The following is a 22,307-nucleotide window of genomic DNA, read 5'->3' on the forward strand; positions in this document are numbered from 1 at the left end:
TCATCTCAATGCTAACCTAATCAATTGCTCCGTTGACAGCTCGGCATTTTTGGCCACCAGAGAGCTGACCATTTTTTCTGCCTCATTACGTCGAATTCCCAGCGATACTAATGCCAAAATTGCATCCATCTCGCCGCTTGTACGATTAGATTCTATCATAAACCCACCAGCTTTGTCAACGGATTCCTGCATCAACCTTTCACTAAGTTCAATAACCATTCTTTCGGCTGTCTTTTTTCCAATGCCAATTATGCTGGAAAGTCTAGGTATATCTTTGGCTCTAATGGCCAATTTTAGATCCTGTGCCCGGAATTTACTCAACATGGCCAAAGCGATCTTTGGGCCAACACCAGATACCCTCTCCACTAAAACTTTGAAAAAATCTCTTTCACTTTTATCTAAAAATCCGTACAATGCCTGGCTATCTTCTCTGTACACAGCATAGATGAACAATTTCACCAATGAACCAATGGCCGGAAGATTTTCCGTAACAGACAGCGGCACATTGACTTCGTAGCCCATGCCGCCGCAATTTACCACACAGGCCACCGGCCCTACCTCCTCGAGTTTACCTTCTACAGAAACTATCACACTCTATTATTTTGAAATATGATTGCGCCAGTCAAGTCTTCGCATCTTCATGGCTTTGGATAGTCTGTCGTCATGCGGATAGGATATTCATTGACAAATTCATCTGTTAATCTTTTAGCTTGATCCGAAGCAAAGCAGCTCACCACCAATTCATGAGAAAACGACTTTACCATTGTCTCATCAGAATTACCACTGGCTGGCAAAATGATCTCAGCACTGGCTGAATATATGGGCATCCCAGCTTTCAGCATAGCTTCTGATGATCTGCCAATTTTGCTAGAACCAGCTACGAAACTGCAATTAAGCTTAATACTATAATTGCCATCGTTATTTTTAGAGATTTCAAAGCCATGATTTAATTGATAAAAACCCTGATCCATAATACTTATAATCAAAGGAAAAACTTCTTTACAAATTGTTGCAAATGTTCCCTGTTGCATAATTTTACTGGCTGCCAAACATAGCTCATCATTAAAATTTCCATTCTCATCGGTGAATAATTTGGTCATTTGGTCTCTCCAATTGCTCGCATTGGTAGGCTCTCCACCGATACTTTTCATAATATTTCGGTTGGCGTCCGGGATAAATGCTCCACAAAACACAGACTCGGTTTCTTTTAATGATGAAATATCCTCAATATCATTTCTAATTTCACTTTGCAACGAATTCGACAGTTTTACGCGATTATCTTCGCCGTTTGTCTGTGAATTTTTATTTATTTTGGCGATTTCATCTTTTCGATTGGCTATCTTTTTTTCCTTTTCTTTCTCAGTGTCAATGGCCTTCATTATGAATGAAACATCTTCACAGGTTAATGTCTTAGGAAATTTCGACTTATCAGTTGACGAAGCGCTGAGTTCCAAAAGATTTTTATTAGCCATACGAGCATACTCAGGACCATAATTCGAATCGCTGGCAATGGCCTGAATAAAGCTGCCCAATGCCGCACTATTTTCATTATATTTTCTTCGGCTTGGTTTTATTTTAGAATGAAAAAATGAAGCTATTTTACCAAAAATTCCATTGCCGTGGGTTCTAATTTTCCCATCTTTCGAAGACAAGGATATGGTTCCATAGCCTTTGGATGCAGCATCCGTAAATTGACTCAGATTAACCATAATGAAACTCATTATGTTGATTATTTAAATATCTGCAACATTTCGCCTACTTTAATCAAAATAGCATTGCTGAATTCAGTTAAAAATTTAGACATACATGCCATATGTTCGAAAATCTCACAGACAGGATGAGCGATGCGCTGCGCAAACTGCGAGGCATCGACAAGATTTCTGAAAAAAATATCGGCGAAGCTCTGCTAAGCGTAAAAGAGGCTCTGCTTACTTCGGATGTTAATTTCAAGGTGGTGACAAATTTTTTGGAGCGCGTCAGGACTGAATCCATCGGCCATGAAGTGACCCGAGGTGTTATGCCAGGACAACAGATTATAAAAATCATCTACGATGAATTGATTACCACTCTGGGCAAAACCACTAGCCAGCTATCCTGTCAAAAACCACTGATAATAATGCTTGCCGGCTTACATGGCTCTGGTAAAACCACCACCAGTGTGAAATTGGCCAGGTTACTTAAAAAATCCGGGCACAAACCAGTGGTAATTGGTTGCGACGTCTACCGTCCAGCCGCCAATGATCAACTCGAAACATTGGCCAATTCCGAAGAAATAGCATGCCACATCGACAGATCTTCCAAAAATGCCGTCACCATAGCAAAGGCCGGATTGCAATGGGCCAATGACCTTGGCCACGATGCAATAATATTCGACACCGCCGGCCGCCTACAAATAGATACAGACCTCATCGAAGAGATTCGCCACATCAAAAAAGCAATAAATCCAAACGAAATTTTGCTGGTGGCCGATGGAGCCATTGGCCAGGAAGCCGTCGACATAGCTAAACATTTCAACGATGCCCTCGATCTCACCGGCATAATCTTAACAAAACTCGACGGAGATACCCATGGTGGAGCAGCTCTATCCATGACCTCCATCACCAACCTGCCAATAAAATTCATCGGTGTCGGCGAAAAAATGGACGCCCTGGATATCTTCCACCCCGAACGCATCGCCCAGCGAATCCTAGGCATGGGTGATATTGTTTCGCTGGTGGAAAAAGCCGAAGAACACATAGATGATCAGGAAGTTAAAAAGCTTGAAGAAAAATTGAAAAAATCAAAATTCGACTTGGACGATTTTCTCTCCCAAATACGCAATATAAAAAAAATGGGATCCCTCGAATCTTTGATCAATAATCTCCCCGGTGCCCATAAATTAGATCATGTGGATGGCGCCAACGAAAAATTAAAAATAACCGAATCCATAATTTTATCCATGACCAAGGCCGAACGAAAAAATCCAAAAATTCTAGATGGTTCCAGGCGAAAACGAATCGCAAATGGCTCTGGTAGAACTGTGCAAGATGTGAATATTTTACTGAAACAATTCACCAAAATGCAGGATATGATGAAAAAATTTAAAAACACCAGCGGTAGATCAAAATTTAGGTCCATGTTCGGTTAATTTTGATTTTAGCGCTTTGATCTTGCTAAAATACAGCAATTGAGATCATAGTAAGCGATAGATGAAAAGATTTTTTACACGCATGGCCGTAATATTTTGCTTAGCTATAAGTGCTTGCGCCATAACAACTTCCAATCAGGTCCAGGAAATATCCATAGCCAATCAGCAGTCATCAGAAGTATCAACAGCCAAACCAGTGTCACAGCCTGTGGCCTTATCGCCGGAGGAAAAAGTATTACCAAGCAAATTTTCCTTCGAAGATCTGAAATTCAAGCCATTGGAACCAACCATTGCCCATATGTCTGAAACACTATTCATGGTAAAATGTCTAGAAGAAATCCACTACCTACACAAAAAACTCTCCATGATAAATTCCAAGGAAGTCATCAAAGATTTTCTATCAAGTCTGGACTCCGCAAAAATGTATATGCTTCAATCTGAAGTGGATAACTACATGGATAGATTTTCTCTGACCCTGGATATTTTTCTAAGAGCTGGCAGTCTCAACCCAGCATTTACCATATTTGAAACCTTCAGAAACAAGTTGGTAAATAGAATAAAATCAATCCTTGATAATCTGGAAACCAAAGAATTTTCACTGGCCGAAAGCGATGCATTTTGTATAGATAGAGAAAAAGAACCATGGCCAAAGAATGAGATCGAAGCCGATTCGCTCTGGGATAAACGCCTGCGCTTTGAACTTACAACCGAAATCCTTGCCCAGGAATTGAAAACCAAGAAAAAAATAGAGGATAGGGAAAATAAAGAAAAAGATGAAAAAAAAGCAGAAAAAACAGAGAAACAGCCCAAAACCATTGAACAAAAAGTCGCCAAGGCAAAAAAAAATATGAAGCAACGCTATGAAAATATACTGAAAATGTTCTCGGATATAGAACCATGGATAATCCAAGAATATTTTTTAAATAGCCTGGCAAAGAGATATGATCCTCATTCCAGCTTTTTGTCCAGTGACACCATGGAAGACATGAACACATCGCTCCATAACTCATTTGTGGGCATAGGCGCCCATCTCATCGATGACAATGGTTACTGCACTGTGCAGGAACTTATACCAGGTGGTCCCGCGGCCAAAAGTGGCCACATCCATCCAGGAGATAAGATAGTTGCCATTGCCCAGGGCGATGAAAAATCTGTAAATATCATTGGCATGATGCTCCATAAAGTTGTAAAACTGCTAAAAGGAAAAAAAGACACCGTCGTAAAAATAACCATTCAGCCCAAGGAATCTGATCTGGAAGATCAAAATGTGGTAACTCTGATACGCGACGAAATCGAATTGACCGCAAGTAGGGCTTCAGGAAGGCTATATAGCATCGGTGATCAAAGCCACAAAATTGGATACATAAAATTGCCCGGATTCTATGGCCACAATGACAAGGAGCCTAAAAATTCCAACAGCACTCACGATGTGCTAGAACTATTGAAAAAACTGAAATCAAACCATATCTCTGGCTTGATACTTGACCTACGAGATAATGGCGGCGGATTACTGGATGAGTCAGTTTCTCTGGCTGGCTTGTTCATAGATAAGGGTCCAGTGGTGCAAATACATGGTCAATTTGGCAATACCGAATGCCTGTGGAGCGAAAAAAATACCATCCAATGGCAAGGCCCCATGATAGTGTTGGTCTCAAAATTCAGTGCATCCGCCGCCGAAATATTACCCGGTGCCCTCAAGGATCATCATCGGATCATAGTAATCGGCGAAGAAGCAACCCACGGAAAAGGATCTGTACAGGCACTGATCCCCATAGATAATTTTATAAAATTGGTAAAAGATAATAAACTTGGTGCTGCCAAAATAACGCTGCAAAAATGGTATCTACCCAGCGGTAACTCCACTCAAATAAAAGGAGTTGAAGCTCACATTCCACTCAGTTCGTTCGATTCACTAGTCCCACTTGGCGAATCTTCTCTGCCCAACGCACTGCCCTGGGATTCGATAGCAGCAGCCAAGTATGATTACGTAGCCAATGCCAAACACTTTGGATTTTTTGTCGATGAAAAAACCATAGATACTCTGGCAACTAAAAGTAAAACCAGACAAAATTCGCTGCCGGAATTCAAGCTACTCACCGAACGCATAGCCAATGCTAAGGAAAAATTGGACAATAAACAAATATCTCTAAACCTAGATAAACGCCGCCGAGAAAAAGAAAGCGAAGAAAATTTTAAGGAAAAGATTGAAAAGGAATTCGAAAAACTCGAAGCATCAGATTATAAGTACGCCGAAATCGTCCTCGATGCAGTCGAAAAGCAAAGCAAAGAAAAAGACAATAAAAAAGAACCAAAAAAATATAGACCGGATACCCATCTACGAGAAGCAATTAGGGTAATGATTGACTGGCTCAATCTCTCGGAATTACCAAAACCTGACCAACTTTTAAGCTATCTGGAGCCTTTAATTTATCGCCATTGGCCGCAAAAATTACATTCCATTTCTCCGAAGATCCATATACCTTTTGGCTGATGCTCGAAAGCGTATCACCGGCCAAAACTGTATAGCTATTCAGCGAACCTTGCAGCTGTCGATTTTCAGAAAAATAGATATCTTTTTCACTGATATTTTCTGCTTTCCTTAGCTCATCCAGCTGTCTTTTCAGCGAAATATTCTCTTCTCGTAGCCGCTTCAACAAAACCAGAAAATTCTGATTATCATAGCCTTCTGCACTTTTGCCGAGCAATTTTTGCACAAAGCGTTTTTGAGCAGTCTCGACCATTTGTGTCACCAAATTATCCTCCAGCGTGGATGAAGATTTCAACAAAAACTGACGAAAATGATAGATGGCCATCACCGGATCATCATATTTTTCCAAATAAATTTTACCGGCCTCCAAATGAGATCTGGGTGCACTTTTCCTTTCATCAATGACGGCAAGAAATTTATCCATGGCATCCACATCTCTACCTTCTCTTTGCAACCTTTGTCCGGCGACAAACCTTTTATCATCAACTTCTTCTGTACTCAATTCATTGCCAGATTTACAGCAACCACTCACCGTGGCTAGACAACCTAAAACAATAATCTTTCTCCGTATAGAAAAGTCCATACACCCAGATGATTTTAATCTACAACATAAAAATATTTTTGAAATAAAAATTTTCATTTACGGCAATTCTGTAATTGCATTCTTTAGCTCTGTGCCAACAAAAAATTTCTTAAGTTTCCGAGAATTGGTTTTGCTAGATAAACCAACAAAAATAGATATAATTCATAATTGCAATGATTTTATCGCACTAAATAAACCAAATTTCATCGAACTGGACGATTCGGCTCAACAGCATGGTAAAAATATAGTGACCGCCCTCCGAGGAAAAAAGCCAGAGGCGTTTTACAGATCCGTGTACCCACTGGATTGCCATATCAGCGGCTGCGCGATCATCGCCACCCATCGCAAAGCTTCGGAATTACTTAGAAATGCCTATGGATCCGAGATCCTGCTATTCAGGTTCACGATGCTTTGTAAAAACACAGAACATGTTGAATCTGAGATTATTTGCGAGCTGCCATTGGCCAAGCATTTTTCAAAGCCCATGGCCATCATTTCTCGGAACACTGGAAAAAAATCTCGGACAAAATTTAAATTAATGGAACAAATAGGCGATTTTTCCATCTATGAAGCTTCCTGCCATTACCTACGATATCATCAACTTCGCATCCATGGAGCCACTTGTGGCCTAAAGCTATTGGGCGAAGATATCTACAATGATGTGCCCATTCCAAGTCTCAGGTATTTTAAAAAAATTCATTTCGAAAAAAAACCATCCACAGCTCTGTTCCACAGTCAATGTATTCATCTTAGTCAGGTCATTTTGCATTCATCCATCTATGGCCATGAAATAACTCTGGAAGCTAAGCCACCGAAAAACTTTGAAATTTTATTGAAAATCATCAGAAAATTTTCATGAGAATTGGCATTGGTTTTGATGTTCATCGACTGGTTTTTGGCCGAGATCTGATACTTGGTGGCATAAAAATACCTAATGACAAAGGACTTCTTGGACATTCCGATGCGGATTGTCTATGCCATGCTTTGGCGGATGCCATCCTCGGAGCCTTGGCTTTACCAAATATAGGGCAGCTATTTCCCGACGATGATGAAGGCAATCGCGGATTAGTATCACTAAAAATCCTGACCAAAGCCACACTAATGGCCATGGAGCGAGGTTATCGCATTGTAAATATCGATGCTATATTGAGGGCCGAGCGACCGCAACTGGCACCTTTTATATCGAAGATGCAAGAAACCTTGGCTGCTGCCATGGATATAAATTCTTCGCAGATTGGCATTAAAGCGACAACCAATGAAGGTCTTGATGCCATCGGAAGTGGCGACGCCATAGCCTGCCACGCCATATGTCTACTGAACGAAATCAATAAATAGGCCGATGGATAAAGTTCTCTATCGGCCTAGCATTCAAATGGATAGTAATCCTTTTCTTTGGCTAAATCACATCATACCGTCCATGTCTCCGCCATGGTGAGGCATATGTCCACAGGAAGCTTTTTCTTCATGAAGTTCTGTGACCATACATTCGGTGGTTAAAAGTAAACCAGCCACCGAAGCAGCATTTTGCAGAGCCGCTCGATTGACTTTGGTCGGATCGACCACACCGGCAGCCATCAAATCTTCGAATTTTCCGGTGGCCACATTGTAACCATGGGTACCGCTCTTCGTCTTAACTTCATTGACAATCAATGAACCTTCTACACCGGCATTTTCACATAGTTGACGCAATGGAGCCTCTATGGCACGATGGACAATCGAAGCACCGATCTTCTCGTCACCGCTGAGATCTAGGTCATTAATTACACTGGCTGAACGCAGCAAAGCCACGCTCCCACCGGCGGAAATTCCTTCCTCAACGGCAGCCCTTGTGGCATGGAGAGCATCATCAACCCTATCTTTTTTTTCCTTCATCTCCGGCTCGGTGGCTGCACCAACGCTTATGACTGCCACACCTCCGGCTAATTTCGCCAAGCGCTCCTGCAACTTCTCCTTATCATAATCCGAACTTGCCTCATCGATCTGATGGCGAATCTGCTTTACCCTAGCGTCTATGGCTGAGCGCTCACCGGCACCTTCAACTATGGTGGTGGTTTCTTTGGTCACATTTATTCTCTTCGCACGGCCAAGATCCTCGGTTTTGACGCTTTCCAATTTTATGCCCAGATCTTCGGATATGAATTTACCACCGGTCAATATGGCGATATCTTCCATCATAGCCTTACGACGATCACCAAAACCAGGAGCTTTCACCGCGCAGACATGCAACGTACCGCGCAGCTTATTCACCACCAGCGCAGCCAATGCTTCACCGTCCACATCTTCGGCAATAACCATTAGAGGTTTGCCGCTTTGGGCCACGGTCTGCAACAGTGGCAGTAGATCATTCAGCGAACTTATTTTTTTCTCATAGATAAGTATATAAGCATTATCCAGGCTACACTCCATGCTGTCCGGATTGGTCACAAAATATGGACTTAAATAACCCTTATCGAACTGCATACCTTCGACCACATCCAACGTGGTTTCTATACTCTTGGCTTCCTCTACGGTTATGGTTCCATCTTTACCGACCCTTTCCATGGCTTCGGCAATGATTTTTCCGATTTCTTCATCCCAGTTGGCCGAAACCGTGGCCACCTGCCGAATTTCACCGGATTCATTTACTTTTTTTGAAGTTCTAGCCAGTTCTGCCACAACGGCTTCCACCGCTTTATCTATTCCCCTTTTGAGGAAAATCGGATTGGCACCAGAGGCCACATTCCTCAATCCTTCACGGAAGATCGCCTCGGCCAAAACCGTGGCAGTTGTGGTTCCGTCGCCAGCATTATCCGAAGTCTTCGAAGCCACTTCTTTAACCATTTGCGCTCCAATATTTTCAAAGGGATCTTTCAATTCGATCTCCTTCGCCACGGTGACACCATCTTTGGTAATGGTAGGTGCACCAAACTTCTTATCTATTAAAACATTGCGGCCTTTGGGCCCCAGTGTGACTTTGACAGCCTTTGCCAAAGTAGCCACGCCATCTGATATTTTTTTGCGTGCTTGCTCATCAAACATTAATTGCTTTGCCATAATTTTATTCTCCTGATTATCAATGTGTTATTTAAGTATAGCCAATAGATCATCACTCCTGACCAACGAATAGGTTTCATCACCAAGTTTGACCTCGGTACCGCCGTATTTGCTGACCAAAACCCGGTCACCGACCTTAACATCAAACTCAATTCTTTCACCATCTTCGTCGCGTTTACCCGTCCCAAGGGCCACAATGGTAGCCTCCTGAGATTTTTCCTTCGCCGAATCAGGTATGATTATTCCACCTTTTACTTGCTCCTTCTCCTCGGACTGTTTAACGAGGATTCGATCACCTAATGGTTGTATATTTTCTTTCATATTCATAATATTTTCCAATGCAAAATTGTTCATCCATTGTCCACTAATTTTTACCATCATCTATCACCTCAAAATCCGCATCCACCACCCCTTCGGGTTTTTTCTGTGAAGCTTCCTCGGCCGCACCATTGCTTTCCTCCTTAGGCTGGACATTTTTATATAATTCCTGGGCCATGTTCTGGAAAACCCTTGTTAGTGCTTCTTGGGCAGATTTCAATTCTTCCACCGACGCTCCATTGTTTTCAAAGACTTTTTTTGCCTCATTTACCGCAGTTTCAAGTTTATTCCTATCTTCTTCGGAAAGTTTATCCGCTGTATCTTTTATCTGTTTTTCAGTCTGATAGATAAACGAATCCAAATGATTTCTAACTTCCACCTTTTCCTTTTCTTTTTTATCCGCTTCGGCGAATTTTTCAGCTTCTTTTCTCAACTTTTCCACCTCCTCCTCGGATAATCCTGAGGCTCCGGAAATGGTTATGTGCTGATTTTTGCCACTGCCCAAATCTTTGGCCGACACGTTCAAAATGCCGCTGGCATCTATATCGAAGGTAACCTCTATTTGTGGAAGACCTCTTTGGGCGATGGGAATGCCATCTAATCTAAAGATACCCAACATCTTATTGTCTTTTGCCATGGGGCGTTCACCTTGGAGAATCTTTATGTCCACCGCAGTCTGATTATCAGCGTAGGTGGAAAACACCTGAGTCTTTTTCGTTGGAATCGTCGTATTGCGTTCGATCATCGGCGTCGACACACTGCCGGCAGTTTCTATGCCAAGGGTCAATGGAGTCACGTCAAGCAGAAGCACATCAGTGACTTCGCCCTTCAAAACACCACCTTGAATTGCAGCCCCTACGGCAACCACTTCATCGGGATTAACACCCTGATGAGGTTCTTTCCCAGCTATTTGCTTGGCCGTCTCGACAACCTTTGGAGATCGGGTCATGCCACCGACCAAAACCAATTCATTTATATCCGAAGCACTAAAACCAGCATCCTTCAGACAATTTCTGCAGGGAGCTATGGTTCTTTGATAGAGATCATCGCAGATTTGCTCAAGCTGTGGCCGACTTAATGTAACATTAAGATGCTTCGGGCCATTGGCATCGGCGGTAACGAATGGCAGATTTATGTCGGTTTGTTGGGCCGATGATAGAGCAATTTTTGCCTTCTCAGCCTCTTCCTTAAGTCGTTGATGAGCAACCGGATCATTTCTTAAATCTATGCCATTTTCTTTTTTAAAATCATCGGCCAACCAGTTGATGACCGCACTATCCCAATCATCGCCACCAAGATGAGTATCTCCATTGGTTGCTTTGACTTCAAACACACCATCGCCTATTTCTAAAATCGATATGTCGAAGGTGCCACCACCCAGGTCATAGATCGCAATTTTCTTTTCACCTTTTTTATCCAGGCCATAGGCCAAAGAAGCGGCTGTGGGTTCATTTATAATGCGCAAAACCTCCAACCCTGCGATTGTACCGGCATCCTTGGTGGCCTGGCGCTGAGCATCATTGAAATAGGCCGGTACAGTTATAACTGCCTGGGTAACTTTCTCTCCTAGATAGGTTTCCGCATCAGCTTTTAGCTTTGCCAAAATCATAGATGATATCTGTTCCGGCGAAAATATTTCGGTTTTATCGCCAACTTTGCATTGAATACAAGCAGCACCATTCTTACCAGCCACCACCTTATAGGGCAGCGAATCGGCCAATTCTTTAATTTCATCGTATTTGTGCCCAATCAATCGTTTCGCCGAAAAAATAGTGTTTTGTGGATTCGTAATTGCCTGTCGTTTAGCTGCTTGCCCCACAAGCCTATGACCAGACTTTGCAAAAGCGACCACCGATGGCGTGGTTCTTGCTCCCTCGGAATTTGGAATGACCACTGCTTCGCCGCCCTCCATAACGGCCATACATGAATTGGTTGTCCCAAGATCTATACCTAAAATTTTTGCCATAATTTATTAACTCCTATCTGCAAAAATATATAGCAATTTTTGTTCCCAAAAGGCAAAAAAATAAAAAAAATAATCTAAATTTTTTTACAGAAATTAAAAATTACCGAATTTATTGACTAAACACAAAGCACTCTCTATAGTATAATTTAATCTTTAATTCAAACTCCATTAAGAAGATAAAGTGTTTGATATTTAAAAAAATTGGTACATTTTTTAGAAAATTCATTTCCATGTTTAAATTCATACTATGGCCATTTAGAATTTTATTCACCACTGCATCCATTGGCAAAAAATTACTATCGATGCTATTAATTACGCTTTTCTCCTCTCTTGTACTTCTGCTATTGGCGGCACTAACCATCAATTTTTGGCTGCCAACGGCCATCAAAATTTACTCCAAGCATAAATTTGGGTTTACGATAATTGTGCGTGAATCTCGCTGCAACGTCTTTAATGGCATCATAGATTTTCGAGACCTAATCATCCAAAACCCCAAAGGGCAATTTGAGTGCATTGATCTCGCGAAATTCGACATCATATCTGGAAAGCTTGCCCTAACAGAGATGGTAAAAAAATCCATGACCATTGATAATATCGTATTAAACCTCCGTGAGTTATGGATTTCACGGCCACCGATCTCTGTCAGCAACATAGAGATACTAATCGACAGATTCACCAAAAGTGGCCATAAAGCAGAAACCAATGAAAACACAGGTGATAGCTGCCATTTCATTGCGAAAACTGTCACCGTCAAAATTGGCATAGTTAACTTCCTAAATTTCAATCTAGGTAAAAAAAGAGGCAAAAAACTCCGGATAAATTATTCAAAAGATTTTTATAATGTGTCTAATTGGGAATATATTGCAAAACAGTTATGTGTAGACTTTTTCAAATATGACAATGATCATTTAATTTCCTCTTTCTTTTCTTCAATGACAGAAATACCTGAGCTAAACATGGTAACTACTGCAATAAAATCCATCAACAGCTTTTTTAAAAAAACCATCAATAATTTAGGCAGAGTCACCGATGACAACGCTCCAACACCAACAACAAATCCACCAAGCCAACGGAAAAAATATCGACGTAATTCAACCCGGAGGCCAGGCCAACGGTCGACCAGCCAGTAGATGAACATGTAAATGCGGAACTGTCTCGCCGGCCATCAACCCATTGTTTATTACCAGCCTAAAACCAGTTTCCAGAGACTTTTTCTGAGCAAAATCACTGGCAGCTCTCAGTAAATTTCCAAGAATATTAATATCCACATCTGTGACCTCTGAAATTCTAGGAATGTATTTTTTTGGAATGATCAACACATGGATTGGCGCCTGGGGATTTATATCATTTATTATGATGCAAAATTCATCCTCGAATAATATCTCGCTCTTGACCTCTCCATCGATGATTTTCTGAAATATTGTATTATTTTCCACGATTTTAACTCTAAGCAAAGTTAGAAAATTTGTACAGCTTTTCTTGAAATTACCGGCACCACTGTGACCATATCCACATCCATGGGATCTTTCATCAGGCGACTAAGGTCAGCCATTGAGGCGCAACAGCTCAACGACAGTGGTAATTTTACCGGAAAAGTTTGACCGTTTTTAAATCTAAAGCTCAAAATCACTTCGATCGAACCAGGATTATTCTGCAAATAGGAATTTATTTCCATCAATGCATTTTTTATACATTTTTCGGCACAATCGATTCTAAACACAATTTTTTTCACAATTTTTCGCAGCGAATCCTGCATTGCATCTACAGAAGAAACATTGTATCTGATTTCATCGTTATTTTTCCGGATCGTTCCGGTAACCACCATCACCCGAGATTCCATCAAGCTGGCACCAACGGTTTCATAGGCATCGGGAAAACAATTAAAAGAAAACTGCTTGGTCATCGTCTCCAAAGAAAAAGTGGCCCAGAGGCGATTATCCTTCTTTGTAATTCTTTTTTCGATGGAATTTACCACGCCGCAGATCCGGAACACCGCTCCATCTTCCATCGCCTCCACATCACCGGCCGGATAATCTATCCTAGGAATCCAATGGCTAAACTCGTCCAAAGGATGGCCACTCACATAAAATCCAAGCAATGCCTTTTCGTGTCTAAGCTTCTCCGAACGAGGCATTAACGGACCAGAAGTATTGATAGATACTGTACCATCCACAGACTCATCGAACATGTCAAATAAATTTATTTGACCAATGGCCCGATCCTTTTGCAACAAAAGAGCTTCGGTAATAACACTTTCGGCTGATTCCATCAGATGTTTTCTATCGACACCGAAAGAATCAAAGGCTCCGCTCAACAGAAGACATTCCAGTACGCGCCTATTGATCAGGCGCAGATCGACTCGATGCACAAAATCCACAAAATCCACGAAGTCAGCGTGTTTCTGCCGCTCGGCGATTATATTTTCCGCCGCAGCATCACCCACGCCTTTTATGGCACCCAAACCAAATCTAATGCATCCATCCTGCCATTGAGGCGTAAAGCTACCCAATGAACTATTTATATCCGGACCAAGGACTGGAATCTTCATTCTGGCACATTCACCGATGTAATAGGCCACCTTGTCTGCATTGCCAAGTTCCGAAGATAACATGGCCGCCATGTACTCTAACGGATAGTTAGCCTTCAGATATCCTGTTTGATAAGATATTATCCCGTAAGCAATTGAATGCGATTTATTAAAGCCATAGCCAGCGAATTTTTCCAGTATAGAAAATATTTCTTCGGCCTTTTCCTGGCTTATATGATTGTGTTTTTTTGCCCCGGCTATGAAATTAGCTTTCTGGGCATTCATCACATCTATCTTCTTCTTACCCATGGCTCTGCGTAAAATGTCCGCACCGGCAAGACTATAGCCAGCGATGACCTTGGCGGCCTCCATGACCTGCTCCTGATAAACCATTATGCCATAGGTCTCTCGACAAATGTCTTTCAGCAGAGGATGAGGATATTTTATTTTTGATGGATCATTTTTTCCTGCAACATAATCATTAATCCAGTCACTGGGACCGGGCCGATAGAGCGCACTGATGGCACTGACATCTTCTATACACCACATATTGAATCGCTTGCAGAGCGCCCTCATGCCCACAGACTCGCCGAGTTGAAAAACCCCTATGGTTTCGCCACTATTCAGTAAATCGTAGGTTTTTTTATCATCCAATGGAATGTCTTCTATGCGAAAATTTTCCAGGCCATCGCGCCGCCTGATCCAATTCTGTGCATCATCTATCACTGTGAGCGTTTTCAGACCAAGAAAATCCATTTTTAACAACCCCAAAGCTTCAACTGGATCTTTTGAAAATTGGGTGGTGAGAATACCATCCTGCAATGTCACCGGGATCATTTCCGCCACAGGCTGTTCTGTAATTATGACACCGGCAGCATGGGTGCCTATATTCCGCACAGTACCTTCGATGATCCGGCCCTCATCTAAAATTTTTGCAATATTTGGCCGATTTTTCACTTCCAAAGCAAGCTCTTTGGATTTTTCCAGGGCCAAATCTATGGTCATATGAAGTTCATCTGGCACCATCTTGGCAAGCCTATCTGCTTCAGCATAAGGGATATCATGAACGCGGCACAGATCGCGAATCACCATTTTTGTGCCAAAGGTACCAAAGGTTATTATATTTGCCACGTGGCCCTCACCATATTTTCTTCGCACATAGTCAATCACTTCGCCGCGCCGACGCATACAAAAATCTATGTCAAAATCTGGCGGAGAAATACGCTCAGGATTGAGAAAACGTTCAAATAGCAAACCAAATTTCATTGGATCCACATCGGTTATTTTTAGCAGATAGGCCAGCACACAGCCGGCCCCAGAACCACGACCAGGTCCCACCGATATGTGATTCCTTCGGCTCCAATTTACAAAATCCCAAACAATCAGGAAATAATCTACGAAGCCAGTCTTCTCTAAAACACTCAGTTCATAGTTTAGCCGCAGGATGATTTCCCTTCGCCGAATATCATCTTCGTTGGTTCCATCGATGCTATTCGGATCCTGGTAATCCATCTGGTATCTTTCTCTGAGGCCATTACAACATAATGACTTGAGATAACTAGCATTGCTTTCAAAGTTCAGCTCAATCGGCCGATGGAACACCGGATAATGATTCTCGCCATACCTTAGAGAAAAATCACACATATCCATGACCAACAGCGTATTATCCAGACAATCTGGCCGCTCACCAAACACTAATTCCATCTCTTCTCGCGACTTGATGTATAGCTGCCGGGTTTGCATCCGCATTCGCTTTTCATCGGACAGCTTGGCTCCGGTCTGGATACACAGCAACGCATCATGGGCTTCCCAATCTTGCTGATCCACGTAATGCGAGTCATTTGTCGCCACGACCTTTAGGCCGAATTCATCCCCAAGTTCAAACAATTTTTTTGAATAATATTCCTGTTCCTGGGTTCCGTGGTTTTGCACTTCGATGAATAGGCGTTCTTTGCCGAAGATGTCCATCAGTTGGGTCAATCCGGCTTTGGCCGCTGGCAGATCATCCTTTAGGATCATTGAAGCCAGATACCCTTGATAGCAACCGGTTAGGCAGATTAGGTCGGCCGAATATTCGGCGATGGTCTGCCAATTGATCCTGGGCTTATAATAAAACCCTTTCAGCTGCGATATCGATACCAGTTTCGATAAATTTTTAAACCCATTCTCATTTCTAGCAATGAGTCCCATATGATACAGTGGAAATTTTTCTTTGGTCCTAAAGTCATCGGCATATAGCGTATATAGCTCGCAACCAATCAATGGCTTAATGTTAAATTGTTTGCATTTTTCTAAAAAATCCGGCACACCAAAGACGTTGCCATGATCAGTCATTGCCACGGCAGGCATCCCAATTTTGCTGATCTTGGCACACAACCTATCGCAACGACAGGAGCCATCCAGCAGGCTGTAGTCTGTGTGCACATGGAGATGTACGAAATTGTTCTTCATTGCTATATTTTATTTTCTTAAACATCCATCATTAAGTCAACGAGAATGAAAATTCATTGGTTTTACATTTCGACCCTTTTGTAGTTAAAATTAGAAAAAACATGTTTCGGCGCATTGGCCCTGATTTTCAGAAAATTTGCCGATGTGGCCATGGCCAATTTCACGGTACAATGATATAGTGTACAGGCACCATCCAGCGAATTTTTTATATCCTTTGCAAAGGTAATTACAAAGATTTCGCCATCCTGGGCCAAGGGCAAATGAGCCATGTCTGCGCCAAGAATAGTTTTATAGATATTCTCGCCACCCACAACTTCTAAAACTCTCACCATAAACATATCACCAGATTCAGCCAAGTCAAATACATCGCCGGAAGTGATGGCCAAAAAGTTTTTCTCGGCATTCAGCAATTTCATCATATTTACTCCTGTGTCCAAAGCCGTGATTTGGCTAATCCACAAAGTTATGAGACCCGGCATGGCTACGCCTACCAATCCCATGGCCAACAATACCTCTAGTAAAGAAAACCCAGCTCGTTTGTTGCCATACATATATATTTTATTCAAGCAGTTTGATAATTTTATCCGCCGAGTCCAATGTAATGATGGTTCCGTTGGGCAGAAACACACCACCTTGAATCGGTGTATTTTTTAAAAACTTCACATGGAACTGATTAGAAGCATTTACATTGCAACTACCCAGTCCAACGGCATAGACAATGGGCTTTATCGAAGCAGATTCCGTGGGCCTGCCAATGGCATCGATATCCCGAAATGCCATGGCTAGGTTCTTATTACCTTCTTTAAATAAATAGCTGTCCCAAAAATACTTATCACTTGGCACACCGGCCATAACATCCCCAATCGAATCCTTTGGTATAAAAAACACTGACTTTGGAAGCAAGATTTCCCTTTGCTTTTCCATAATCGGCTCTCCATTGCCACCGGTCTTTGGCATGACGACTAGAATTCTTCGATGGGAATACTCCGAATCAGCTGACACATCTACCATGATCCGAATTTTTGAATGATGATACAGCGCATGCAATTTGGCATAGTTCATTGTATTGAAAAAAATTTGCTCGGCTATGACCAAAGATTTTACTCCGTTGTCTGGTTGCAACAGCTTGATTCCGAAGCCTATTACTAAAATTAGAATCCCCAAGGCAGAAATTATTTCGATCAGAGTAAATGAAGCCGATCTATCTCGCTGCCAAATCATAAAACCTTGGTCATTATTTTCCATAACCATAGCTTGGCAACCATATTATGAACCGGACAAGCCAGGACATATTGTGCTATAACAAGTTAATAGATAAGATTGTGACATAAATGTTATTTGTAAATTTCATGTAAAACATTGACATGCTTTGGCGAAAATATTAGGTTTGCATCACTATGTGCTATAAAATGAAAAGACTTATGACGTTGTTTACTATTTTATTGGTTCCTAACTTGATAAGTGCGATCAGCATCGATGATCCATTTATCAAGAATTTGATTGAAACTAAAAAAACTGAATTTGAAGATGCTTTTATGGACGAGGACAAAATCAATTTGCTCTTGGCCAGTGACAACCCAAAAGATCTATATAAAATTGTTAAAGATCGCACTAAATTTATTTTCCTTTATGCAATTAAAATACTAACTGACGCCGTCATATACTATAAGGGAGATGGAAAAGATTATAAAGAAATTTGTCATAAAGAAATCGAGACTGGTGAGTCAATCCTTGAGCCATTGCTTCCTTATATGTTAAATGTTAACCTGATGACCAGTAACGAATTTTTTACTCAAGACTCTCAGCATGCCGATCTATACGAATGCCTGATACATATCTTGTTAATGATATTTGAAGCAAGAGATCTGAACGAAGTAGCTCAAAATGTGCAAAAAACCATATATGAGCCACTGTACAACGCTGGTATGAAATTTTTTCAATTACCAATAGAAACAATTTTCAAAGAATATAGCGAGAAATCTTATCTTGGGCCTCGGTTTCATCCAGACGGAAATCGTTCTGATGATTGGTTATGTTACAACCAAAGTTACGATTTATATACTCCCAGTAAATCACAAGATCAATGTGCTTCCGTTATGTATATGATTAGCTTTACCTGTTTTCTGCTAAAATTTCTTGGATTCGATGTATATAATTTGGAGCAAACAATTGATAAAGCAGGTCAAACTGTTGGAACTTACATAGAATCATATAATAAAGTTAATGAATTTTGTTATAAAAATGTAAATGATATTTTAAATGAAAATGATGGCCAATGTTATTCAGAAATTGATAACGCGATAGAAGATTTTGGCATAAAAGGATATAATTATTTAGCAAAAAAGCTCACCGAAAAGAAAATTGAAATCGAAAAATACGAAGAATATAAAAATGAAATTTGTAAAAATAGAGATTTACCCATCCAGCCTGAAGATAACAGTAATGAAAAACCTATAGAAAAAATTACTCCATCAGAATCTATCCGAAGGTCTAAAAGTATGTCAGACCTAAATAGCTCGTTTAAGCAATCAAATAAAATCAAAAATTTGAATAAATCTGACCCCATTGAAGAAAAAGAAGAAGAAGAAGAAGAAGAAAAAGAAGAAGAAGGAGGAGAAGAAGAAGAAGAAGAAAATAATACGTGCTTCAACTGCAATCTCTTGTAATTTTACAAAAAATTTAAAAATATTAACGAATTTTGACAACCATATAAAATATATCTGCTATGTATGATCTAGTTAAAAAGTTTATGTCGACCATTATGTTCTTGGGAGCGATCAGCTTCATCAACGGTGATCAATTCAAAGATTGGGTAATTCAGCAAAGAAGCGTATGCTACATAGAATATGTGGTAAATATCTGGCCCGGTGATGTTAATCGATGTCCCGCTAACGAAATTGGTATTTTTGGTAGCGAGTTTGGCAAATACGCCTCAAACTGTTTAGAAAACAACCAACCGACCTTTGAATCTAAAGGATTTACCTATAATGGATTATATGTAAGAGGTCTCGAATTTTTTAAACACCTAGAACAATTTATGTACGGCGTAGCAAAATTTTTCGACTATGAAATCTCTGATAAAATAGAAAACATCATATATCTACCTGATTTGAGTAATGGCAGCGTAAGTAGTGATTATCCAGAAGAAATACGAGAAAATTTAAATAAAGGACTATGCATTTTATTTGGTTGCAAGAAGGTAAAATCTGCCTGTAAAATTATATGTAAACATTTGTGCAAAAATATGAAAAAAGCTCTCTGGTTTGCCTGTACTATAGAAAATGAATTTAATGCAGAAGATTTGGAAGACTTTAAAAATGCTTTCAATAAACTAAAGCAAATTGGATGCAAGATGGAGTATTTGGAGCAATATGTAAATAAAAAAATAAATGACACCATTGAAAAACTTAATGGTGAGTCACATATAAACGTAAGTGATGACGATTCATATAACCATTACTTAGTTGAATTACCTAAAAGCCAAGAAACAGATGACTCCTCTTCGAAAGATAGAGGATCTTCCTGTATTTTCCTGTAATGTACAGTAATTTAAAGACTTATGACTATAATAATAGAGAGGCCCATCTAGGCCTCTTCATTTTTTGGTTTGCTTTTTATCACTTCATCGACAATGCCATAGTCCTTTGCCTCTGAAGATATCATGAAATAGTTTCGATCGGAATCCTTTTCGATTTTCTCCAACGGTTGGTTAGTGCACTCGGACAATACCATATTTAGAGTTTTTTTCCAACGAAGTAATTCTTTGGCGGCAATCGAAATATCCGAGGTTTGACCACCGGCACCACCCGAGGGCTGATGTATCATAACCCTACTGTTAGGCAGTGCGTAACGTTTCCCCTTGCTACCAGCAGCAAGCAACACCGTGGCCATGCTGGCTGCCTGCCCGACGCAGTAGGTAACCACATCGCAATTCATGAATCTCATCGTATCATATATGGCCATGCCTGCGGTGATACTACCCCCCGGAGAATTAATATAGAGATGGACATCTTTTTTCGGATCTTCCATCTGCAAGAATAAAAATTGCGCAACGATGGCATTGGCAACGAAATCGTCTATGGAAGTGCCAAGAAAAATTATTCGGTCCTTTAACAGACGACTATATATATCCCAGGAACGTTCCTGTCTACCATCCCGTTCATAGACATAGGGTAATGGAAGATAATGTTCGTTAACTATTTTCATTGTAATTCAGTTTTTTCTTTGAATGAAGTACTTTCTTCCTCAAATTCTTTGGTCTTGCTAGGCCTATTACCTTTGGTTGCTGCAGATTTTTTTCCACGCTTTGGCTTTAATTCAGCCACATTTTCTGGAAGTTCAGATTGAGATTTTTTTGAACGATCCTCGTCCAAGCTTGGATGATCATTTGTGTTCTCATTCACTAAGAAATCCAACGTTTTACTAAACAATGCCCGGCGCTGGATATCCTGAACTCTGGCCCTATCATTCTTAATTTCATCGATTAATTTATCCGGCGTTGTTCGCAGCACCGAAGCCTCTTGGATGATCATACGACTGACTTCGTCGGAAGATACCGTGATCTTTTCCTCAATGGCGATGCGCTCCAGAATAAAACTAATTTTTGCTCTATCATGGGCCAGGGTCGAGCTGTCACCATATAGTTCATCTTTATGCTTTTCCAGTTCATTTGGATGTACCCCCTCCCGAATCTGTTGCTCGAAAAACGTCCGCAGCACCTGAGCCCGCTCGTGTTCCACAGCACTTTCGGGCACATCAAAATCCACACTGGCAATTAACTTTCTAACCAATTGCTCCCGCTGCTCTAGCCGCCCTACCTGATGTTTACGTTTTTTTAAATCCTCTCGAATCTGAACACGTAACTCATCCAGTGTATTGGCATTGAGTTTTGCAAGCAGTTTATCATCAAACCCTGGCAGAACTTTTTCCCGCACTTCAAAAACATGAACCATGTATTTGGCACTTTTACCAGCCAGAGGCTTTATATAAAAATCCTCCGGGAATGTGGTTTCAATCTCCCTATCCTCTTCGGCTTTCATGCCCACGATTCCATCTATAACTGCCTTAACACCAGGACTATCTTCTGCACCAGCTTCTTCCCAGGTATTTTTCTGTTCACCCCAAATAGGCAATGATGCATCCAGCTTAGCAATTTCAGAACCATCGGCCAGAGTGCCTTGATAGGATAGCCGCACAAAATCCCCCTTTTTGGCATTGCGATCAACGGTAACATAGTCAGCATTGTAATTCCTCAATTGCTCTAATGCGCTATCCACCTCACCATCAGTAATTTCCGCATTTATTGGGGCCAAGTCAATATGCCTATAATCTATCAATTCAAAATCTGGTTTGGTATCTATGGTCACGATGAGCTCCTTTTCACCGCTCTCCTTGTCATTGAAATCGGCTTTTACCACCGAAAAAATTCTGGTTCCATGTTCTTTGGTCATGGTCTCCATCGCCCGAGAATAGAGCTGCTCATCTAGTTTAGCCTTCACATCTTTGGCAAACTTAACGCGGACAATCGCTTCTGGAACGTGCCCCTTTCTAAACCCAGGCATTTTTACGTCCCTTGAAATTGTCTTAACGAGCAAACTTTCCTCATTTTGCGCCTCATCTTTACTCACTGTCACAGTAAAAACCTTGCGCACATTGCTCACATCCTTTATTTCACTTTTCACTGATCAAAATATTAAATTATTACTTGATTGAGGTCTAAACAACGCAGAATTGCAGTCAATATTATAAAAAAATAAATTTGTATTATTCCGGAAAAAATGGAAAATTTTTACTATTTTTCATTATAACCCTAAA

Annotated in this window: 18 protein-coding genes and 1 pseudogene; 7 read left to right on the top strand and 12 right to left on the bottom strand. The window is 40.9% G+C overall.

The annotated features are described in order from the left end of the window. Both ruvA and LBH49_01915 read right to left on the bottom strand, forming a co-directional pair. Positions 1–591 (bottom strand): Holliday junction branch migration protein RuvA, encoded by a 591-nt coding sequence (gene ruvA / locus LBH49_01910; GenBank protein ID MDR0351380.1) that lies wholly within the window; start codon positions 589–591, stop codon positions 1–3. Positions 592–638: 47 nt separating this feature from the next. After that, positions 639–1,709: a hypothetical protein gene (locus LBH49_01915; GenBank protein ID MDR0351381.1), complete on the bottom strand. Its 1,071-nt coding sequence runs from the start codon at positions 1,707–1,709 to the stop codon at positions 639–641. A gap of 104 nt (positions 1,710–1,813) precedes the next feature. On the opposite strand from LBH49_01915, the gene ffh reads away from it, so the two are divergent. Together ffh and LBH49_01925 are read left to right on the top strand one after the other, a co-directional pair. Continuing rightward, a complete protein-coding gene (ffh, locus tag LBH49_01920) occupies positions 1,814–3,127 on the top strand; it encodes a signal recognition particle protein (GenBank protein MDR0351382.1) in 1,314 nt (437 codons plus the stop codon). Between the two features lie 316 nt (positions 3,128–3,443). Further along, a pseudogene (locus LBH49_01925) lies at positions 3,444–5,438 on the top strand (carboxy terminal-processing peptidase). Positions 5,439–5,496: 58 nt separating this feature from the next. Here the strand turns inward: LBH49_01925 and LBH49_01930 are convergent. After that, positions 5,497–6,198 carry a LysM peptidoglycan-binding domain-containing protein gene (locus tag LBH49_01930; protein MDR0351383.1) on the bottom strand — a complete coding sequence of 234 codons (702 nt, stop codon included), beginning with the start codon at positions 6,196–6,198 and terminating at the stop codon, positions 5,497–5,499. A 91-nt stretch (positions 6,199–6,289) separates the two neighbouring features. Here LBH49_01930 and LBH49_01935 point away from each other — a divergent pair, with 91 nt between their 5' ends. Both LBH49_01935 and ispF read left to right on the top strand, forming a co-directional pair. Next, a complete protein-coding gene (locus LBH49_01935; GenBank protein MDR0351384.1) occupies positions 6,290–7,057 on the top strand; it encodes a hypothetical protein in 768 nt (255 codons plus the stop codon). Continuing rightward, positions 7,054–7,533 carry a 2-C-methyl-D-erythritol 2,4-cyclodiphosphate synthase gene (ispF, locus tag LBH49_01940; GenBank protein MDR0351385.1) on the top strand — a complete coding sequence of 160 codons (480 nt, stop codon included), beginning with the start codon at positions 7,054–7,056 and terminating at the stop codon, positions 7,531–7,533. Before LBH49_01935 ends, ispF begins: the two co-directional genes overlap by 4 nt. A gap of 66 nt (positions 7,534–7,599) precedes the next feature. Here ispF and groL read toward each other — a convergent pair whose 3' ends face one another. Genes groL through dnaK form a run of 3 tightly spaced genes read right to left on the bottom strand, consistent with a single transcriptional unit; the run spans position 7,600 to position 11,515 of the window. After that, complete coding sequence (gene groL, locus LBH49_01945; GenBank protein MDR0351386.1) at positions 7,600–9,234, bottom strand: chaperonin GroEL; 1,635 nt, start codon at positions 9,232–9,234, stop codon at positions 7,600–7,602. 24 nt (positions 9,235–9,258) lie between these two features. Beyond that, positions 9,259–9,558 carry a co-chaperone GroES gene (locus LBH49_01950; GenBank protein ID MDR0351387.1) on the bottom strand — a complete coding sequence of 100 codons (300 nt, stop codon included), beginning with the start codon at positions 9,556–9,558 and terminating at the stop codon, positions 9,259–9,261. Positions 9,559–9,595: 37 nt separating this feature from the next. Next, the gene (gene dnaK / locus LBH49_01955) at positions 9,596–11,515 is read right to left on the bottom strand and encodes a molecular chaperone DnaK (protein MDR0351388.1); all 1,920 of its coding nucleotides are present in this window, start codon (positions 11,513–11,515) and stop codon (positions 9,596–9,598) included. Positions 11,516–11,745: 230 nt separating this feature from the next. Between dnaK and LBH49_01960 the strand changes: the two genes are divergently transcribed. Beyond that, positions 11,746–12,645 carry a hypothetical protein gene (locus LBH49_01960; protein MDR0351389.1) on the top strand — a complete coding sequence of 300 codons (900 nt, stop codon included), beginning with the start codon at positions 11,746–11,748 and terminating at the stop codon, positions 12,643–12,645. Here the strand turns inward: LBH49_01960 and LBH49_01965 are convergent. The 4 genes from LBH49_01965 to LBH49_01980 all read right to left on the bottom strand — a co-directional run bounded on the left by LBH49_01965 (position 12,607) and on the right by LBH49_01980 (position 17,738). Further along, positions 12,607–12,951: an HIT domain-containing protein gene (locus LBH49_01965; GenBank protein MDR0351390.1), complete on the bottom strand. Its 345-nt coding sequence runs from the start codon at positions 12,949–12,951 to the stop codon at positions 12,607–12,609. The two genes, LBH49_01960 and LBH49_01965, sit on opposite strands and share 39 nt — an antisense overlap. 20 nt (positions 12,952–12,971) lie before the next feature. Beyond that, the gene (gene dnaE / locus LBH49_01970) at positions 12,972–16,493 is read right to left on the bottom strand and encodes a DNA polymerase III subunit alpha (protein MDR0351391.1); all 3,522 of its coding nucleotides are present in this window, start codon (positions 16,491–16,493) and stop codon (positions 12,972–12,974) included. Positions 16,494–16,555: 62 nt separating this feature from the next. Beyond that, on the bottom strand, positions 16,556–17,044 hold the full coding sequence (locus tag LBH49_01975; protein ID MDR0351392.1) for a type II secretion system GspH family protein: 489 nt from the start codon (positions 17,042–17,044) through the stop codon (positions 16,556–16,558). Positions 17,045–17,051: 7 nt separating this feature from the next. Continuing rightward, complete coding sequence (locus tag LBH49_01980) at positions 17,052–17,738, bottom strand: hypothetical protein (GenBank protein ID MDR0351393.1); 687 nt, start codon at positions 17,736–17,738, stop codon at positions 17,052–17,054. A 152-nt stretch (positions 17,739–17,890) separates the two neighbouring features. Here LBH49_01980 and LBH49_01985 point away from each other — a divergent pair, with 152 nt between their 5' ends. Together LBH49_01985 and LBH49_01990 are read left to right on the top strand one after the other, a co-directional pair. Continuing rightward, a complete protein-coding gene (locus LBH49_01985; protein ID MDR0351394.1) occupies positions 17,891–19,159 on the top strand; it encodes a hypothetical protein in 1,269 nt (422 codons plus the stop codon). A 59-nt stretch (positions 19,160–19,218) separates the two neighbouring features. After that, a complete protein-coding gene (locus LBH49_01990) occupies positions 19,219–20,031 on the top strand; it encodes a hypothetical protein (GenBank protein MDR0351395.1) in 813 nt (270 codons plus the stop codon). 47 nt (positions 20,032–20,078) lie between these two features. Here the strand turns inward: LBH49_01990 and LBH49_01995 are convergent, their stop codons facing one another. Together LBH49_01995 and tig are read right to left on the bottom strand one after the other, a co-directional pair. Continuing rightward, complete coding sequence (locus LBH49_01995; protein MDR0351396.1) at positions 20,079–20,699, bottom strand: ATP-dependent Clp protease proteolytic subunit; 621 nt, start codon at positions 20,697–20,699, stop codon at positions 20,079–20,081. Beyond that, positions 20,696–22,174: a trigger factor gene (gene tig, locus LBH49_02000; GenBank protein ID MDR0351397.1), complete on the bottom strand. Its 1,479-nt coding sequence runs from the start codon at positions 22,172–22,174 to the stop codon at positions 20,696–20,698. The genes LBH49_01995 and tig overlap by 4 nt, the downstream gene beginning before the upstream one ends. Positions 22,175–22,307: the final 133 nt, after the last annotated feature.

The organism is Puniceicoccales bacterium, from assembly GCA_031255005.1.
In the GTDB taxonomy this organism is placed as follows: Bacteria; Verrucomicrobiota; Verrucomicrobiia; order Opitutales; family LL51; genus JAIRTH01.

Coding starts and splice junctions, on each gene's coding strand:
- LBH49_01915 (MDR0351381.1), bottom strand. CDS start 1,709: ATGGTTAATCTGAGTCAATTTACGGATGCTGCATCCAAAGGCTATGGA.
- ffh (MDR0351382.1), top strand. CDS start 1,814: ATGTTCGAAAATCTCACAGACAGGATGAGCGATGCGCTGCGCAAACTG.
- LBH49_01930 (MDR0351383.1), bottom strand. CDS start 6,198: ATGGACTTTTCTATACGGAGAAAGATTATTGTTTTAGGTTGTCTAGCC.
- ispF (MDR0351385.1), top strand. CDS start 7,054: ATGAGAATTGGCATTGGTTTTGATGTTCATCGACTGGTTTTTGGCCGA.
- LBH49_01950 (MDR0351387.1), bottom strand. CDS start 9,558: ATGAATATGAAAGAAAATATACAACCATTAGGTGATCGAATCCTCGTT.
- dnaK (MDR0351388.1), bottom strand. CDS start 11,515: ATGGCAAAAATTTTAGGTATAGATCTTGGGACAACCAATTCATGTATG.
- LBH49_01960 (MDR0351389.1), top strand. CDS start 11,746: ATGTTTAAATTCATACTATGGCCATTTAGAATTTTATTCACCACTGCA.
- dnaE (MDR0351391.1), bottom strand. CDS start 16,493: ATGAAGAACAATTTCGTACATCTCCATGTGCACACAGACTACAGCCTG.
- LBH49_01975 (MDR0351392.1), bottom strand. CDS start 17,044: ATGTATGGCAACAAACGAGCTGGGTTTTCTTTACTAGAGGTATTGTTG.
- LBH49_01980 (MDR0351393.1), bottom strand. CDS start 17,738: ATGGAAAATAATGACCAAGGTTTTATGATTTGGCAGCGAGATAGATCG.
- LBH49_01985 (MDR0351394.1), top strand. CDS start 17,891: ATGTGCTATAAAATGAAAAGACTTATGACGTTGTTTACTATTTTATTG.
- LBH49_01990 (MDR0351395.1), top strand. CDS start 19,219: ATGTATGATCTAGTTAAAAAGTTTATGTCGACCATTATGTTCTTGGGA.
- LBH49_01995 (MDR0351396.1), bottom strand. CDS start 20,699: ATGAAAATAGTTAACGAACATTATCTTCCATTACCCTATGTCTATGAA.